This window comes from Streptomyces sp. NPDC047525, assembly GCF_040643025.1.
GTDB lineage: Bacteria > Actinomycetota > Actinomycetes > Streptomycetales > Streptomycetaceae > Streptomyces > Streptomyces durmitorensis.
Genome location: NZ_JBEYTL010000007.1, coordinates 164,908 through 182,030, shown reverse-complemented (window position 1 = coordinate 182,030; position 17,123 = coordinate 164,908). Strand labels below are relative to the sequence as shown.

General features: G+C 71.5%; 11 protein-coding genes and 2 pseudogenes. 3 read left to right on the top strand and 10 right to left on the bottom strand.

All coding sequences use genetic code 11. The annotated features are described in order from the left end of the window. Positions 1–21: 21 nt before the first annotated feature. From ABZ833_RS21795 to cutA, 8 genes and pseudogenes are all read right to left on the bottom strand, one after another. Positions 22–1,188, bottom strand: coding sequence for an acyl-CoA dehydrogenase family protein (locus ABZ833_RS21795; protein ID WP_361049061.1), 1,167 nt, complete (start codon positions 1,186–1,188; stop codon positions 22–24). Positions 1,189–1,224: 36 nt separating this feature from the next. Then, positions 1,225–3,141 (bottom strand): biotin carboxylase N-terminal domain-containing protein, encoded by a 1,917-nt coding sequence (locus tag ABZ833_RS21790; protein WP_361049059.1) that lies wholly within the window; start codon positions 3,139–3,141, stop codon positions 1,225–1,227. Between the two features lie 10 nt (positions 3,142–3,151). Next, positions 3,152–4,753, bottom strand: coding sequence for a carboxyl transferase domain-containing protein (locus ABZ833_RS21785; RefSeq protein ID WP_361049057.1), 1,602 nt, complete (start codon positions 4,751–4,753; stop codon positions 3,152–3,154). Continuing rightward, entirely contained in the window at positions 4,750–6,495 is a 1,746-nt protein-coding gene (locus tag ABZ833_RS21780) for an acyclic terpene utilization AtuA family protein (protein WP_361049651.1), read from the bottom strand. The genes ABZ833_RS21785 and ABZ833_RS21780 overlap by 4 nt, the downstream gene beginning before the upstream one ends. Positions 6,496–6,599: 104 nt before the next feature. After that, a complete protein-coding gene (locus ABZ833_RS21775; protein ID WP_361049055.1) occupies positions 6,600–7,400 on the bottom strand; it encodes a TIGR03084 family metal-binding protein in 801 nt (266 codons plus the stop codon). Between the two features lie 211 nt (positions 7,401–7,611). Continuing rightward, a pseudogene (locus tag ABZ833_RS21770) lies at positions 7,612–8,511 on the bottom strand (EamA family transporter); the annotation flags it as partial. Between the two features lie 264 nt (positions 8,512–8,775). Next, a complete protein-coding gene (locus tag ABZ833_RS21765) occupies positions 8,776–9,321 on the bottom strand; it encodes a UTRA domain-containing protein (protein WP_361049053.1) in 546 nt (181 codons plus the stop codon). Positions 9,322–9,762: 441 nt separating this feature from the next. Further along, positions 9,763–10,095 carry a divalent-cation tolerance protein CutA gene (cutA, locus tag ABZ833_RS21760; RefSeq protein WP_361049051.1) on the bottom strand — a complete coding sequence of 111 codons (333 nt, stop codon included), beginning with the start codon at positions 10,093–10,095 and terminating at the stop codon, positions 9,763–9,765. 749 nt (positions 10,096–10,844) lie between these two features. Between cutA and ABZ833_RS21755 the strand changes: the two genes are divergently transcribed. Beyond that, positions 10,845–11,222, top strand: coding sequence for a nuclear transport factor 2 family protein (locus ABZ833_RS21755; RefSeq protein ID WP_361049049.1), 378 nt, complete (start codon positions 10,845–10,847; stop codon positions 11,220–11,222). Between the two features lie 53 nt (positions 11,223–11,275). Here ABZ833_RS21755 and ABZ833_RS21750 read toward each other — a convergent pair. Continuing rightward, positions 11,276–11,374, bottom strand: a pseudogene (locus ABZ833_RS21750) (IS630 family transposase); the annotation flags it as partial. A gap of 240 nt (positions 11,375–11,614) precedes the next feature. After that, a complete protein-coding gene (locus ABZ833_RS21745) occupies positions 11,615–14,461 on the bottom strand; it encodes an FAD-binding and (Fe-S)-binding domain-containing protein (protein ID WP_361049047.1) in 2,847 nt (948 codons plus the stop codon). A gap of 137 nt (positions 14,462–14,598) precedes the next feature. On the opposite strand from ABZ833_RS21745, the gene ABZ833_RS21740 reads away from it, so the two are divergent. Together ABZ833_RS21740 and serC are read left to right on the top strand one after the other, a co-directional pair. Beyond that, a complete protein-coding gene (locus tag ABZ833_RS21740) occupies positions 14,599–15,843 on the top strand; it encodes a cytochrome P450 (RefSeq protein WP_361049045.1) in 1,245 nt (414 codons plus the stop codon). Positions 15,844–15,932: 89 nt separating this feature from the next. Continuing rightward, positions 15,933–17,051, top strand: coding sequence for a phosphoserine transaminase (gene serC, locus ABZ833_RS21735; protein WP_361049043.1), 1,119 nt, complete (start codon positions 15,933–15,935; stop codon positions 17,049–17,051). Positions 17,052–17,123: the final 72 nt, after the last annotated feature.

Genomic DNA, 17,123 nt, shown 5'->3' with positions numbered 1-17,123 from the left:
AGTTCAAGAGCGAGCAGGGGCTCAGTACGACTTGGGCAGGCCCAGCGTCTGGTGCGACACGTAGTTGAGGATCATCTCCCTGCTCACCGGGGCGATCCGAGCCACCCGCGACGCCACGATCAGCGAGGCGAGACCGAACTCCTTCGTCAGGCCGTTGCCGCCCAGCGTGTGCACCGACTGGTCGACGGTTTTCACGCACGCGTCGGCCGCCGCGAGCTTGGCCATGTTGGCGGCTTCTCCTGCGCCCATGTCGTCGCCGTCGTCGTAGAGGCGGGCGGCCTTCTGCATCATCAGACGGGCCAGTTCGATGTCGATGTGGGACTGCGCGAGGGGGTGCGCGATCGCCTGGTGGGCGCCGATCGGGCTCTTCCACACGCTGCGTTCCTTGGCGTACCCGACCGCCCGCGAGAGCGCGTAGCGTGCCATGCCGATCGAGAACGCCGCCGTCATGATCCGCTCGGGGTTGAGGCCCGCGAAGAGCTGGAGCAGCCCGGCGTCCTCGTCGCCCACCAGGGCGTCGGCGGGCAGCCGTACGTCGTCGAGGGTCAGCTCGAACTGCTTCTCCGGGGCCTGGAGTTCCATCTCGATCTGCCGCCGCTGGAAGCCCTCCGTCTCACGCGGGACGATGAAGAGGCAGGGCTTGAGGCTGCCGGTGCGGGCATCCTCCGTACGGCCCACGATCAGCGTCGCATCCGCGATGTCGACGCCGGAGATGAACACCTTGCGGCCGGTCAGGAGCCAGTCGCCGCTCGCCTCGTCCTTGCGCGCGGTCGTCGTGATCCGGTGGGAGTTGGAGCCCGCGTCGGGCTCGGTGATGCCGAACGCCATGGTGCGGGTGCCGTCGGCGAGACCGGGCAGCCAGGCCTGCTTCTGCTCGTCGGTGCCGAAGCGGGCGATGACGGTCCCGCAGATCGCGGGTGAGACGACCATCATGAGCAGGGGGCAACCTGCCGCTCCCAACTCCTCGAGGACTATGGAGAGTTCGGCTATGCCGCCGCCCCCTCCGCCGTACTCCTCGGGCAGGTTCACGCCCAGATAGCCGAGCTTGGCGGCGTCGGCCCACAGCTCGTCGGGGTGGCCCTCGTCCCGGACGACGCGGGTGAGGTAGTCGCGGCCGTAACGCTTGCCGAGTGCGGCGACGGCTGCGCGCAGGGCCTGGTGCTCTTCGGTTTCGAGGACGGTGCTCATACGGACTGTTCCTCCTGTACGACGGCTCAAGCGGCTTCAGGCGACTTCAGGGGCTTCTACGACGTCTGCGGCGTCTGCTGCATCTGCTGCATCTGCGAGATCTACGACATCTACGACCGCGAGCAGCGCGCCGACCTCGACCTGGCAGCCGGGCGCTGCGTGCAGGGCGGTGAGCGTGCCGGAGGCAGGAGCGGAGATGCGGTGCTCCATCTTCATCGCCTCCAGCCAGATGAGGGGCTGCCCGGCGGTGACCCGCGCCCCCTCAGCGAGCCCCTCGGCCAGGCGCACGACGGTGCCGGGCATCGGGGCGAGCAGGGAGCCGGGCTCCTGCCGGGTGGTGGGTTCGGGGAGCAGCGGGAGCGGGGTGAGGGCGGTGTTGCCGACGTACACGCGATCGCTGCCGTGGCGGCGGACCTCGAACTGCCGTCGCACGCCGTCGACTTCGAGCACGACGAGCGAACCGGAAACGGAGAGCACCCGCACACCCTCCGCGCTCAGCCCCTCCCGCGTGTGCCGGTAGCGCACCTCGTGCTCGGCGCCGTCCGGCTCGCTCCGGAAGAGCTTGACCTGCGGCTGCGACGCGAGGTTGCGCCAGCCGCCGAACCGCGAGCGCCCGTGCGCGTCGGCCAGCGCGGCGGCCAGCGGGGCATACGGGTCCGGGGCGGGGGCGGCGAGTTCGGCGACGTACCGGTCGTAGAAGCCCGTGTCCATGCGGGCCTCGACGAACTCCGGGTGCCGCAGGGACCGTACGAGCAACTCCCTGTTGGTGACCGGGCCGTGGACCACCGCACGCTCCAGCGCGCCCGCCAGTCCACGCAGGGCCTGCACGCGCGTGGGGGCGTACGCGATGGCCTTGGCCAGCATCGGGTCGTAGTGCACGCCGATCGCGTCGCCGTCCGCGTACCCCGTGTCGAGCCGCACGCCCGGCACCGAGAGCCGGTGCAGGGTGCCGGTCTGCGGGGCCCACTGCGCAGCCGGGTCCTCGGCGTAGAGGCGGGCCTCCACGGCGTGCCCGCGCGCGGTGGGCTGCTCTTCCGGGAGCCGTGCGCCCTCCGCGACCTGGATCTGGAGCGCGACGAGATCGATGCCGAACACGGCCTCCGTGACCGGGTGTTCGACCTGGAGCCGGGTGTTCATCTCCAGGAACTGCGCCCGGTCGCCCGCGACCAGGAACTCCACCGTGCCCGCACCGCGATAGGCGGTCACGCGCGCCGCACGCACGGCCTGCGCGTGCAGCTCCTCGACCAGTTCAGGGGCAAGGCCCGGCGCCGGGGACTCCTCGATGACCTTCTGGTGCCTGCGCTGGAGCGTGCAGTCCCTCGTGCCGAGCGCCCAGACAGTGTCGTACGCGTCGGCCATGATCTGCACCTCGACGTGCCGGCCGCCCTCCAGGTAGGGCTCGACGAAGACCTCGCCGTCCCCGAAGGCACTGGCCGCCTCCGCGCTCGCGGCAGCCAACTCGCCCTTCAACGCGTCGAGTTCCCGCACGACCCGCATGCCGCGCCCGCCACCGCCTGCCGCCGCCTTCACCAGGACCGGCAGATCGGCATCGGTGACGTCGTCCACGCCCATCGGCGCGATGCCCATGAGCTCCTTGGCGCGGGTCTTGGAGGCCATGGATTCGATCGCCTCGGGCGGCGGCCCGATCCACACGAGCCCGGCGTCGACGACGGCGCGCGCGAAGTCCGCGTTCTCGGAGAGGAAGCCGTAGCCGGGGTGGACGGCATCGGCGCCTGCCGCCTGCGCGGCCTTCACGACGAGGTCGCCGCGCAGATACGTGTCGGCGGGCGCCGCACCAGGCAGGCGTACGGCCGAGTCCGCCTCACGGACGTGCAGGGCGTCCGCGTCGGCGTCGGAGTACACCGCCACGGTGGCGATGCCCAGCTCGCGGCAGGTGCGGAAGACGCGGCAGGCGATCTCGCCGCGGTTGGCGACAAGGATGCTGCTGATCATGGTGAGTTCCTCACATCCGGAAGACGCCGAAGCCACCGCGCGCGCCCTCGTAGGGGGCGGTGTGGATCGCGGACAGGCACAGGCCGAGGACCGTGCGGGTGTCGCGGGGATCGATCACCCCGTCGTCGTAGAGGCGGCCCGAAAGGAACATCGGCAGCGACTCCGACTCGATCTGCTGCTCCACCATGGCGCGCAGCCCTGCGTCCGCCTCGTCGTCGTAGGGCTGGCCCTTGGCGGCGGCGGAGGCACGGGCCACGATCGACAGGACACCTGCCAGCTGCTGCGGCCCCATGACGGCGGACTTGGAGCTGGGCCAGGCGAAGAGGAAGCGCGGGTCGAAGGCGCGCCCGCACATGCCGTAGTGCCCGGCTCCGTACGAGGCACCCATCAGCACGCTCAAGTGCGGCACCCGCGAGTTCGACACGGCGTTGATCATCATCGCGCCGTGCTTGATGATGCCGCCCTGCTCGTACTCCTTGCCGACCATGTAGCCGGTGGTGTTGTGCAGGAAGAGCAGCGGAATGTCCCGCTGGTTGGCCAACTGGATGAACTGGGCGGCCTTCTGGGACTCCTCGCTGAAGAGCACGCCCTGGGCGTTGGCCAGGATGCCGATGGGATAGCCGTGCAGCGAGGCCCACCCTGTGGTGAGACTCGACCCGTAGAGCGGCTTGAACTCGTCGAAGTCGGAGCCGTCGACGATGCGGGCGATGACCTCGCGCGGGTCGAAGGGCACCTTGAGATCGCCGGGCACGATGCCGAGCAGCTCGTCCTGCGCGTACTTGGGCGGCTCGACGACTCCGGCCGGATCGGCGTACGCCTTGAGCCAGTTGAGCCGCTTGACGACGCGCCGGGCCTGACGGAGGGCGTCCCGCTCGTCCTCGGCGAGATAGTCCGCGAGGCCGGAGGTGCGGGCGTGCATCTCGGCGCCGCCGAGCGACTCGTCGTCGCTCTCCTCGCCGGTGGCCATCTTCACCAGCGGCGGCCCGCCGAGGAAGACCTTGGCGCGCTCCTTGACCATGATCACGTGGTCGCTCATGCCGGGGACGTAGGCGCCTCCGGCAGTGGAGTTGCCGAACACGACGGCGACCGTCGGGATACCGGCGGCCGACGACTGCGTGAGGTGCTTGAAGAGCGCACCGCCCGGAATGAAGATCTCCTTCTGGGACGGGAGGTCAGCGCCCCCCGACTCCACGAGATGGATGGACGGCAGCCGGTTGGCGTGCCCGATCTCGTGCGCGCGGAAGGCCTTCTTCAGGGTCCACGGATTGCTGGCACCGCCGCGCACGGTCGGGTCGTTGGCGGTGATCAGGCACTCCACGCCTTCGATCACACCGATGCCGGTGACCATCGAGGCGCCGACGGGGTAGTCGCTCCCCCAGGCGGCCAGCGGCGACAGCTCCAGGAACGGCGTATCGGGGTCGAGGAGCAGCTCGATGCGCTCACGGGCGAGCAGCTTGCCGCGCCCCCGGTGCCGGGCGACGTACTTCTCGCCGCCGCCCTCAAGGGCCTTGGCCTGCTCGGCGTCGAGCTCGGTGAGCTTGGCGAGCATGGCCTCGCGGTGCTCGGCGTACTCGGCGCTCGCGGGGTCGAGCGCGGACGCGAGGACGGTCACGGGAGTACCTCCGTCGGTTCAGCCAACTCGGTCTGCGGTTGGGTCGGTTCAAGGAGCGCGGCCGGTACGTCGAGGTGGCGGGCGCGCAGCCACTCGCCGAGGCCCTTGGCCTGCGGATCGAAGCGGGCCTGGGACGCGACGCCGGCGCCGAGGATCCCCTCGACGACGAAGTTCAGCGCCCGCAGGTTCGGCAGGACATGGCGTACGACGGTCAACTCAGCCGTCTCCGGCATGAGTTCGCGGAACCGCTCGACGGTCAGCTCATGGGCCAGCCAGCGCCAGGCGTCGTCCGTGCGCACCCACACCCCGACGTTCGCGTCCCCGCCCTTGTCACCGCTGCGGGCCCCGGCGACAAGGCCGAGGGGGGCGCGGCGGGTGGGGCCGTGCGGGAGGGGCGCGGGCAGGGGCGGCGGGGCAAGGTCTTCGAGGGCGCGGGTGTCGCCGAGGGCCTCGACGGGGGTGCGCTCACCGCCGGGCAGTACGGCCACGTGGTCGACGGTGCCGCGCTCGGCGTACGCGGCTTCGAAGACTCCGTAGGGCGCGCCCTTGCCCGGGGGTGCCGTCACGTGGAAGCCGGGGTAGCTGCCGAGGGCAAGCTCGATCGCGGCGCCGCTCAGGGCGCGGCCGACGGGGTCCTGCTGCGGATCGCGCACGACGAGACGCAGCAGGGCGGATGCGGCCTCTTCGCTCGCGGCATCCGGCCGATCAGCGCGAACGAGTTCCCAACGCACCTCCTGCGGACGCGACTTGGCACGCCCCAGCGCGTCCTCGACCTGAGCCCGCACAAGATCGGCCTTCGCCTCCACATCGAGCCCGGTGAGGACGAAGACGACTTCGTTGCGGAAGCCGCCGAGGCGGTTGAGGCCGACCTTCAGGGTCGGCGGCGGGGCTTCCCCGCGCACTCCCGCGACGCGCACCCGGTCGGGTCCCTCCTGGGTGAGGGTGACGGTGTCGAGCCGGGCGGTGACGTCGGGCCCCGCGTACCGGGCGCCGGAGGTCTCGTACAGCAGCTGCGCGGTGACCGTGCCGACGTCGACGAACCCACCCGTGCCGTCGTGCTTGGTGATGACGCTGGACCCGTCCTCGTGGATCTCGGCGAGCGGAAAGCCGGGCCGGAGCAGTTCGTGCGGCGAACGCCCGCCGAAGAAGGCGTAGTTGCCCCCGGTGGCCTGCGTCCCGCATTCGAGGATGTGCCCGGCGACGACGGCTCCGGCGAGCCGGTCGTGGTCGCCGTCCCCCCAGCCGAAGTGCGCGGCGGCCGGCCCGCTGACGAGGGCGGCGTCGGTCACGCGCCCGGTGACGACGACGTCGGCCCCGGCGCGCAGGCAGGCGGCGATTCCGGCGCCGCCGAGGTAGGCGTTGGCGGTGAGGGCATCCGGAAAGCGCGCCCCCAGGTCGTCCCCTTCGACATGCGCGACCCGCACGCCGACCCCGAGCCGCCCGGCCAACTCCCGTACGGCATCGGCGAGTCCGGCCGGATTGAGCCCCCCGGCATTGGCGACGATCTTCACGCCCCGCTCCTGGGCGAGCCCCAGGCACTCCTCCAGCTGCCGCAGGAAGGTCTTCGCATAGCCGCGGGAGGGGTCCTTGAGCCGGTCGCGCCCGAGGATCAGCATGGTCAGCTCGGCGAGGTAGTCGCCGGTGAGGACGTCGAGCGGGCCGCCGGTGAGCATGTCGCGCATGGCGTCGAAGCGGTCGCCGTAGAAGCCGGAGGCGTTGCCGATCCGCAGGGGGCGGGTCACTGCTGCCGCCCGCACCCCTTGGCCGGTCACTGCCCGCGCCCCTTGGCCGGTCACCACCGGCTCTCCCTGGCCGGCCGCGGCAGCTGCCCGCTCTCCCTGGCCCGTCACGGCAGCTGCCCGCTCTCCTTGGCGGGCCGTCCGGGACCCGGGGGCCCCGCGAAGGCCTGCGCGATGCCGAGCCACCGCTCGGCGTCGGCACCTTCCGCGCGCACGGCAAGGTCGTCGCGGTGCGCGCGCTGCGTGACGAGGAGACAGAAGTCGAGGGCGGGCCCGGTCACGCGCTGGTCGGCATTCTCGGGCCCACTGGCCCACAACTCACCGCTGGGAAGACGCAGTTCGACGCGGAAGGCGGCTTCCGGCGCGGGCAGCTCTCGTACGGCGAAGGCGAAGTCCCGGGCCCGGACGCCGATATGGGCGACGTGCCGCAGCCGGTCCGTCGGCACCCTGACCACGCCCAGCGCGTCGGCGACGTCCTGGCCATGGGCCCAGGTCTCCATCAGCCGGGCGGTCGCCATGGAGGTGGCCGACATGGGCGGCCCGTACCAGGGAAACCGGGTGCCGCGCGGGGCACCCTTGAGGGCCTCCAGCAGCGCGTCCCGCCCGGCGCGCCACCGGGAGAGCAACTCGCCGGGCGGCAGCGCGGCACCCTGCTCGGCCCCGTCGTCGACGAACGGCTCGGGAGCCGCGAGGGCCTCCTCGACGAGCCGCCCGAAGGCGTCGCCATCGGTGACGGCGATCAGCGCGGCCCGGTCGGTCCAGGCGAGATGGGCGATCTGGTGGGCGACGGTCCAGCCGTCGGCGGGGGTGGGAAGCGCCCAGCGCTTCTCGCTCAACCCCCCGACCAGCTGGTCGAGTTCCTCACTCTCACGGCGCAGATCGTCGAGTACGGGCACAGCTTCGGACACGGAGCGCTCCCCTCGGGGCACGGCGGTGTGCCCCGGAGCATGGCAGCGTCCAGAGAAACAAGCAAGCGTGCTTGCATTACTTTCCGGACGTCTCCGGAACGGGCTCCTCGGCGTGCGCGGCGTCCTTGGCGTCCTCGGCGTGCCCGGCGGCCCCCTCGGTGGGGAGCAACACGGCATCCGGGGTGGCCCCGGAGACGACATCCCCGGACTTACGGGCCTTCCCGCGCCCGACCTGGGTCCGGACGGCACCCATGCTGGCGGCGATGACGAGCGAGATCGCCAGGGCCTCGTTCACGGAAAGGGCCTGGTTCAGGACGAGGAACCCGGCGATGGCCGCGATGGCCGGTTCCAGACTCATCATGATCGCGAAAGTGGAGGCGGGAAGCCGACGCAAGGCGAGCAGTTCCAGCGTGTACGGCAGCACCGAGGACATGACGGCGACGGCCGCGCCGAGCGCGAGGACCTCGGGCCGGACGAGCTTGTCCCCCGACTCGATGAGGCCGAGCGGCAGGAAGAGAACGGCCGCGACGACCATCGCGAGGGCGAGCCCGTCGGCCTGCGGGAAGCGACGCCCCGTACGGGCACTGAAGAGGATGTACGTGGCCCACATGACACCGGCGCCAAGGGCGTACGCGACACCGACGGGATCAAGCCCGCTGAACCCGCCGCCGCCACCCAGCAGAAAGACACCGCAGAGGGCGAGCCCGGCCCACACCAGATTCACGGCACGGCGCGAGGCGAAGACGGACAGGGCGAGCGGCCCGAGCACTTCCAGCGTCACGGCGGGCCCCATGGGAATGCGGGCAACGGACTGATAGAACAGCCCGTTCATCCCGGCCATGGCGACACCAAAAGCCACGACGGTCCCCCAGTCGGCCCGGGAGTGCCCCCGAACCCTGGGCCGGCAGAAGATCATCAACACCAGAGCGGCGAAGGCGAGCCGCAGGGTCACGATGCCGAGGGCCCCGGCCTTGGGCATCACGCTCACGGCGATGGCCCCGCCGAACTGGACGGAGACCCCGCCAGCGAGCACAAGCCCGACAGGCCCGAGGGCACCCCACCGCCCACCGGGTGCGGCCTCCTGCCCACTCCTCGACGCGTCCACAGCCAACCCTTCCACTTCTTCAGCCTCGGCCAGTCCACTTACCTGAACTACTCCGTCCAAGGTAGTAGACCACGTCAGGATTGTGGAGCCCTTTTACTGCTGTACGCAAACCGCGTCCACATTCCGAAGGTACGAGGCGGGGCGGGGCGCGTGAAATGCGGATTGAGCGCTGGTCATGCGCCACAGACATGACGGGTGCGCTGCGTCACCTCGGGGTCGGCAAGGCCGTGGGCGGGCGGCACTCACTCGACGCCTCAAGCTGCGGCACGGTCATCCGATCCTGATCTCGTAGCGCAGGCGCTGGCGTGCGGCGGGCATGGTCATCAGGTCGGCCTGGATGGGTCGGCCCTCGCCGTCCAGAGTGACCCGGGCCAGCCGCAGCACGGGTTCGCCCACGCCGGTACGCAGAACCGCCCGCTCCTCCTCGCTCGGCATCCGGGCGGTGACGTCCTCGCGCACGGTGACGCCGGTATGCCCGAGCTCGGCGAGCAGCGTCACCGCACCGCCGCGGATCTTGGCCGTGGCGGCGAGCGGGGTCCCTCGGGCGATCTCGACGGGATAGTAGGTGTCCGTCAACTCGCTGGCCTCACCGTCGAGTTCAATGACCCGCCGCCGCACGACCACGACCTCACCCTCAGCCACTCCGAGCAGGTCGGCAAGCTCCCGGGGCGCCGGTACCTCACCGGCCTGGACGATGCGCTGAGTCCCCCTGCGCCCCCGTGCGGCTGCCTCAGCACCCCAGGCGTCGGGGCGCCCCTCGTCCCGTGGCGTCAGATACGGCATCGATGTGCTGACCCAGTCGCCATTGCTGCTCATGGTGAACTCCCGTACGCCGGAAGGCTTCTTGCCTCGCTGCACCGCGTCCGCACCATAGCCACAGGACGACACCCGGCACTGCGCCTCCGAGCGCGCCACGAACGCCCTGGTGTGACGCGTGGCGGGATCTCCCTGCAGACCCCGCCCGCTCCTCCCGAGGCTACGCACGGCGGCCAGATCCACGGACGCGCAACGAGACTGGACCACCTCACCCGTGACGCCCCCTCCAATGGCCCGGTCGCCGGCCGCTTGACGAAACCGGCACCCACCCCGGAACGCCCGCGCACCACTCCCCGTGACGGCCACACCAGAAGATCCGGCCCGCACCCGGCAGCGAAGCCGGACGCACTACAACTCGTACACCGGCCCCCCCCGACAGCCCAGTGGTCCCGGTGCCATGTTCGGCACCGGTGTACCGAAGCTCAGGCCAAGGTCCAACGCTTACTCGGAGGGGAGCGGACCGGTAGTCGTGGCCACCCATCGCAGGTAGGCGTCCGACCCGGCAACGATCGGAACGGCCGAGACCTCCGGGTTCTTCCACGGATGGTGCGCCAGCAGATGAGCTTCCAATGCGGCGTACCGGTCGGTGTGCGTCTTCAGCAAAAGCTGCCACTCTTCCCCGGTGCCGAACTCACCGGCATGCCAGAAGACGGAAACCACCGGGCCCACGACCTGTGCCCCAGCGGCGAGCCGATCCGCTACCACTGACCGAGCCAGCTCCACCGCTTGATCACGGGTCTCGGTCGCTGTCGACACCTGCATGAAGTCAGCCATACTGCCGAGCCTAGCCCTCAAAAATTGATGCCCCGCTTTCGCAAGTAGCTGGCGAACTCGGCACGAACCACGCCTGACGGCCACGCCCGATGGACCGGTCGCCGGCCGCTTGACGAAACCGGCACCCACCCCGGAGCGCCCGCGCACCACGCCCCGTGACGGCCACACCAGAAGATCCGGTCCGCACCCGGCAGCGAAGCCGGACGCCCCGAACAGAGATGTCCGTAGAGCCCCGCTTCCTGGGCCGCCCGGTCGCCGTCCACGTGTGGTGGAGGGACGGGTGTCAAGGGTGGCCCGCAGGGCCATCGGCGAAGCCGACGCGACGCAGGAGCGCCCTTGACTCCCGTCCCGCAACCGCCAACCTCGCACCAGCCGGGCGGCCCCGGCACCGACTGCACCGCAGACAGACCGAAGCAGAGGCACCGGGCGCCCTCAGGGGCTCCAACACACAGCTACCGAGCCCCGGTTCACCGAGCCACAGCCCGGGCGGGCTGCCCAACTAGGTGGGGGCGGGCGGGTGGGGACGAGGCGGCACCACACCCCTGCCGGGACACCGACGCTGCGGCCAGCACCCGGGGCCTGCAGCCCGGAGGCCAGGGGTCAGGGGTCCAGAGGGCCAGAGGGCCAGAGGATCAGGGGGCCAGGGGCTCCGGGCACCCGGCTGGTGCTGTGACCGGGATGGTTCACCGTGGGCGGGAGACGGCTCACGGGACGAGCGCGGTCCGCGAGGCGACTGGTATTACTGGTGCATGCAGGAAGAGACCGCGCGATCCGCGATCGACACGTTCATCTCCGCGTTCAACGCCTCGGACGACAGCTATGTGACTGCGCTGCTCTCCCAGGCCCTCACCTCGGACGTGGTCTTCTGGGGGCCGTTGGGCCGCAGCGAGGGGATCGAGGCGGTCGAGCGGTTCGTGCTGGACATCCGGCGCCACCCCGCGGGGACCGGCACGATGGTGCGCTGTTCGGCGGTGGACATGCCGGGCGAGTGGGGCCGGTACCAGTGGGTCTTCACGACGCCGGATGGAGGCCCCCGCCTGGCGGGAACGGACGTCGTCCATCTGCGGCGGAGCCTCATCGACCAGGTCATCGTCTTCGCGGGGGAGATCGAGCCGTCCGCCCCCTGAGTCATTCTCCTCTGGCGCCGTCCTTCTCCTGAACCGGCCCCGTTCCTCTTTGTAGCCCAGCGGCGGATGCCGGTGCCTTTGTGGGCGGACAGGTTGTCCAGGATCGCGTAGATGATGGGGGCGCCGTCGGGCCGCGCGGATCGGCTTGAGCGCGGCCAGCGGTCGGATCGGACGTCACCGCACATCCAACCGCCACGACGACCAACCCGGCGAACCCATGCGGTCACAGCACTAGGTGGGGGCGGGTGGGTGGGGACGAGGCGGCACCACACCCCTGCCGGGACACCGACGCTGCGGGGACGAGGCGGCACCGCACTCCCGCCCGGTGGGAACGAGGCGGCACCACACCCCTGCCGGGACACCGACACCCCCAAAGCCCCGCGCAGCGCCCCTCACCGCTCCCCCAACCCCTCAGCCAACACCTCCGCCAAATGCCTCCCCCGCGCCCCCTCCCCCAACTGCTCCAGCTGCGTCCGGCAGGAGAAGCCGTCCGCCAGGACCACCGGGCCGCCCTCCGCCTCCGGCACGGAGCCCCGTACCGCCGGCAGCAACTGCTCCTCCGCGCACGCCACCGAGACCTCGTAATGCCCCGCCTCGAAACCGAAGTTCCCCGCAAGACCGCAGCAGCCCCCGCTCAACTCGCCCTCCAGGCCTGCCTTCTCGCGCAGCCGGCGCTCGGCCCCGTCGCCCAGGACCGCATGCTGATGGCAGTGGGTCTGGCCCACCACCTCCCGGTCGATCCGCGGCGGCGACCACTCCGGGGCCAGTTCCTCCAGTGCCTCCGCGAACGTCCGTACGCGGCCCGCCAGTTCAGCCGCCCTCGCGTCGCCGTCGGCGCCTTCCCCGACCAGCTCCACCAGATCCGTCTTCAGCGCCGCCGCACAGCTCGGTTCGAGGACCACGAGCAGCGCCCCCGAATCCAGCAGCGGCCCCATCCGCTCCAGCGTGCGCCGCATCACCGCGCGCGCCCGGTCGAGCTGCCCCGTGGACACGTACGTCAGCCCGCAGCACACATCCCCCGGCGGTACGACGGGACGCAGGCCCGCGTCCTCCAAGACCCGCACCGCGGCCCGCCCCACGCCCGGCGACAAGTAGTCCGTGAACGTGTCCGGCCACAACACCACCGCCGGACCACCCGAAGCCCCCGCCCCTACATCCTCCGAAGCACCCCGCCCCCAGAACCACCCCCGGAACGTCTCCCCCGCCAGCCGCGGAATCTCCCTCTCCGGCGCGATGCCACCCACCCGCTTCGCCAGCGACGCCAACACCCCCACCCGGGCGAGCGCGTTGGCCACCCCCGACGTCCGCGTACGCGACGCCAGCCGCAGCCACATCGGCAGCCAGCCCATCGCGTAGTGCGCCGCGGGGCGCCTTCGGCCCTCGTAGTGGTGGTGCAGGAACTCCGCCTTGTACGTGGCCATGTCCACGCCCACCGGACAGTCCGACCGGCAGCCCTTGCAGGACAGGCACAGGTCGAGCGCGTCCCGCACCTCCTCCGAGCGCCACCCGTCCGTCACCACCTCCCCCGCGAGCATCTCGTGCAGGAGCCGGGCCCGGCCCCGCGTGGAGTGCTGCTCCTCGCCCGTCGCCCGGAAGGACGGGCACATCACCCCGCCGCCCGAACCCGCCGACGTCGTACGGCACTTGGCGACCCCCACACACCGCCGCACCGCCGCCGAGAAGTCCCCGCCGTCCTGCGGGTAGCCGAAGGCCACGTCCACGGGCTTGCGCGGCAGCGGGTCGAACCGCAGGTTCGCGTCCAGCGGCGCAGGCCGCACCAGCATCCCCGGATTCAGCAGGTCCGCCGGGTCCCACACCCCCTTCACCCGCTCGAAGAGCCGGACGAGTTCGGCCCCGTACATCTTCGGCAGCAGCTCAGCGCGCGCCTGGCCGTCCCCGTGCTCGCCCGACAGCGAACCGCCGTGCGCGACCACGACCTCCGCAAGATCCTCCGAGAAGCGCCGGAAGCGCCGCACTCCCACCTCGCTCATCAGGTCGAAGTCGATGCGTACGTGGATGCAGCCGTCCCCGAAGTGCCCGTACGGAGTCCCGCGCAGGCCGTGGTCGGCGAGCAGCCCCCTGAAGTCCCGCAGGTACGCCCCGAGCCGGGCGGGCGGCACCGCGCAGTCCTCCCAGCCCGGCCACGCCTCGCTGCCGTCCGGCATCCGCGTCGCCGTACCGCTGGCGTCCTCGCGGACCCGCCACAGGGCGCGCTGCCCCGCCGGGTCGGTCACGACCACGGAGTCCACCGTGTCCCCGGAGACCGCCCGCGCGATCGACTCCGCACGCGCGCGTGCCTCGCCCTCGCTCGCGCCGCCCGTCTCCACGAACAGCCAGGCGCCGCCCTTGGGCAGCCCGCTCGTCCCCCGTACGAGGTCGGCCGCCATCCCCTCCACCGTCAGCGGGCCGTGCGGAAGCAGTCCGGCCGCGGCCTCCGCCGCCGCGCTCTCGTCGGCGTACCCGAGGACCGCGAGCGCACGCGCGCGTGGCGCCTCGACAAGGCGTACGACCGCCTCCGTCACCACGCCCAGCGTGCCCTCCGACCCGCAGAACGCGCGGGCCAGGTCCACGTCCCGCTCGGGAAGCAGGGCGTCGAGGGCATAGCCGGAGATACGGCGCGGGAGCTCCGGGAAGCCGGTGCGCAGGAGCTCCAACTCGCCCTCCACCAGCGGGCGCAGCCCCTCCGGCGCCCCGGACCAGCCCTGGCCCGGAGCGAGCCGTGCGCCCGCGCCGCTCACGACCGAGAGGGAGGCGACGTTGTCGGCGGTCGTGCCCCAGGCGACCGAGTGCGATCCGCAGGAGTTGTTGCCGATCATTCCGCCCAGGGTGCAGCGGTTGTGGGTCGAGGGGTCGGGGCCGAAGGTCAGGCCGTGCGCGGCCGCCGCGCCCCGCAGGCTGTCGCAGATCACGCCCGGCTGTACGACCGCGGTCCGCGACTCCGCGTCGAGGGACACGATCCGGTTCATGTGCCGGGTGAAGTCCAGGACGAGCCCCGTGCCGGTCGCCTGCCCGGCGATGGACGTACCGGCGCCGCGGGCCACGACGGGCACCCCGCGCTCCCGGCACACGGCGAGCGCCGCCGCCACGTCCTCCGCGTCGCGCGGGGCGAGGACGCCGAGCGGCACGCGACGGTAGTTGGACGCGTCCATGGTGTTCAGGGCCCGCGCTGTGACGGAGAAGTCCACCTCCCCCCGCACAGCAGCCCGCAGTTCCGCTTCCACGCCTCCGAGATCACTCATGCCCATACTCATGCCCTCAGGATGCATCCGCCAAGGCCCTCACCGGCCGCAGCCAAACGCCCGACGCGCACCTATAGTTGCCGCGGCTTGATCACTTGATCATCCGAGCTGAGCGCGGATCCAGAGGAGACCCCCAGATGACGACCGGCACGCCCGCCGCAGGCACCACTCCCGCCCGCATCGTCCTGGACCCCTTCGTCACCGACCTGGACGGCGAGAGCGCCGCTCTGCGCGCCGCCGGCCCGCTCGCCGAGGCGGAGCTGCCCGGCGGCGTACCGGTCTGGGCGGTCACGCACCACGCCGAGGCACGCCAACTCCTCACCGACAAGCGCCTGGTGAAGGACATCAACGTATGGGGCGCCTGGCGGCGCGGTGCGATACCCGCGGACTGGCCGCTGATCGGCCTCGCCAACCCGGGCCGTTCGATGCTGACGGTCGACGGCGAGGAGCACCGCAGGATGCGGGCCCTGGTCGCACAGGCGCTGACGCCGCGGCGGGTGGAGCGGATGCGGGAGCGGATCGCCGGGATGACGGCCGGGCTGCTGGACCGGCTCCCGACGGATGGCGGCCAAGTGGTGGACCTGAAGGCCGAGTTCGCGTATCCCCTGCCCATGTACGTCATCAGCGACCTGATGGGCATCGACGCCGCCGACCACCCCCGTCTGAAGGTCCTCTTCGACAAGTTCTTCTCCACCCAGACGCCGCCCGCGGAAGTCATGGCGACGCTGGGCGAACTCGCCGCCATGATGGGCGGGGTCGTCGCCGCGCGGCGCGCCGAGCCGGGCGACGACCTGACGAGCGCCCTGATCCTCGCGTCGGAGGACGGGGACCACCTCACCGACGCGGAGATCGTCTCCACGCTCCAGCTGATGGTCGCAGCGGGCCACGAGACGACGATCTCGCTGATCGTCAACGCGGTGGTGAACCTGTCCGCCCACCCCGAACAGCTCGCGCTCGTCCTCTCCGGCGAGGCGAGCTGGGAGATGGTCGTGGAGGAGACCCTGCGGTACGCCACGCCGACGTCGCACGTCCTGATCCGGTTCGCTGCGCAGGACGTCCCCGTCGGCGACAAGGTGATCCGTGAGGGTGACGCGCTGATCGTGTCGTACGCGGCGATCGGCCGCGACGAGCAGGCGCACGGCCCCACGGCGGACGCCTTCGACATCACGCGCACCTCCCCGAACCGCCACATCTCCTTCGGCCACGGCCCGCACGTGTGCCCCGGCGCGGCCCTGTCCCGCCTGGAGGCGGGAGTGGCGCTCCCGGCCCTGTACGAGCGCTTCCCCGGGCTGACGCTTGCGGTCGAGCCGTCCGGGCTCCGCAACAAGCCGGTGGTGACGCAGAACGACCTGTACGAGCTGCCGGTGCGGCTCGGCACCTGAGCGCTCGCGGCGTCCACCCTGTGGGGCTGCACGATCTCAGCCGCCGGACGCCCGGATGACGGCCTGCCCTGAGCCGTTAGGCTCACCCCGTGGCTGAGATCCAGATTCCCGCTGACATCAAGCCCGCCGACGGACGTTTCGGCGCGGGCCCCTCCAAGGTGCGCACGGAGGCGCTGGACGCGCTCGCCGCCACCGGTACCTCTCTGCTCGGCACCTCCCACCGCCAGGCCCCGGTCAAGAACCTGGTCGGCAAGGTGCGCGAGGGTGTGCGCGACCTCTTCTCCCTCCCCGAGGGTTACGAGGTGATCCTGGGCAACGGCGGCTCCACCGCCTTCTGGGACGTCGCGACGCACGGCCTCATCGAGAACAAGTCGCAGCACCTCAGCTTCGGCGAGTTCTCCTCCAAGTTCGCCAAGGCCTCGAAGCTCGCCCCGTGGCTCGCCGAGCCCACCGTGATCACGAGTGAGCCGGGCACGCACCCGGAGCCGCAGGCCGAGGCGGGCGTGGACGTCTACGCGTTCACGCACAACGAGACCTCGACCGGCGTCGCGGCCCCCATCAAGCGGGTGGCCGGCGCCGACGCGGGTTCCCTCGTCCTGGTGGACGCCACCTCCGGCGCGGGCGGCCTCCCGGTCGACATCGCCGAGACGGACGTCTACTACTTCGCCCCGCAGAAGTCCTTCGCGTCGGACGGCGGTCTGTGGATCGCCGCGTTCTCCCCGGCCGCGATCGAGCGTGCCGAGCGGATCCACGCGTCCGGCCGTCACGTCCCGGAGTTCTTCAGCCTCCCGACGGCGATCGACAACTCCCGCAAGAACCAGACGTACAACACCCCGGCGCTCGCCACGCTCTTCCTGCTCGGTGAGCAGCTGGACTGGATGAACAGCCAGGGCGGTCTGGAGTTCACGACCGGCCGCACGGCCGCCTCCTCGCGCACTCTGTACGGGTGGGCCGAGGAGTCCAAGTACGCGACGCCGTTCGTCACGGACCCGGCCAAGCGCTCGCAAGTCATCGGCACGATCGACTTCGCGGACGAGATCGACGCGTCCGCCGTCGCCAAGGCTCTGCGCGCCAACGGCATCGTGGACACCGAGCCGTACCGCAAGCTGGGCCGCAATCAGCTGCGCGTGGCGATGTTCCCGGCGATCGACCCCTCGGACGTCGAGGCGCTGACGAAGTGCATCGACTACGTCATCGAGAAGCTCTAGCAGTTCCTACGCAGATGGGGGCGTCGGCAGGTGATACCTGCCGGCGCCCCCATCTGCGTAGACAGAGCTAGC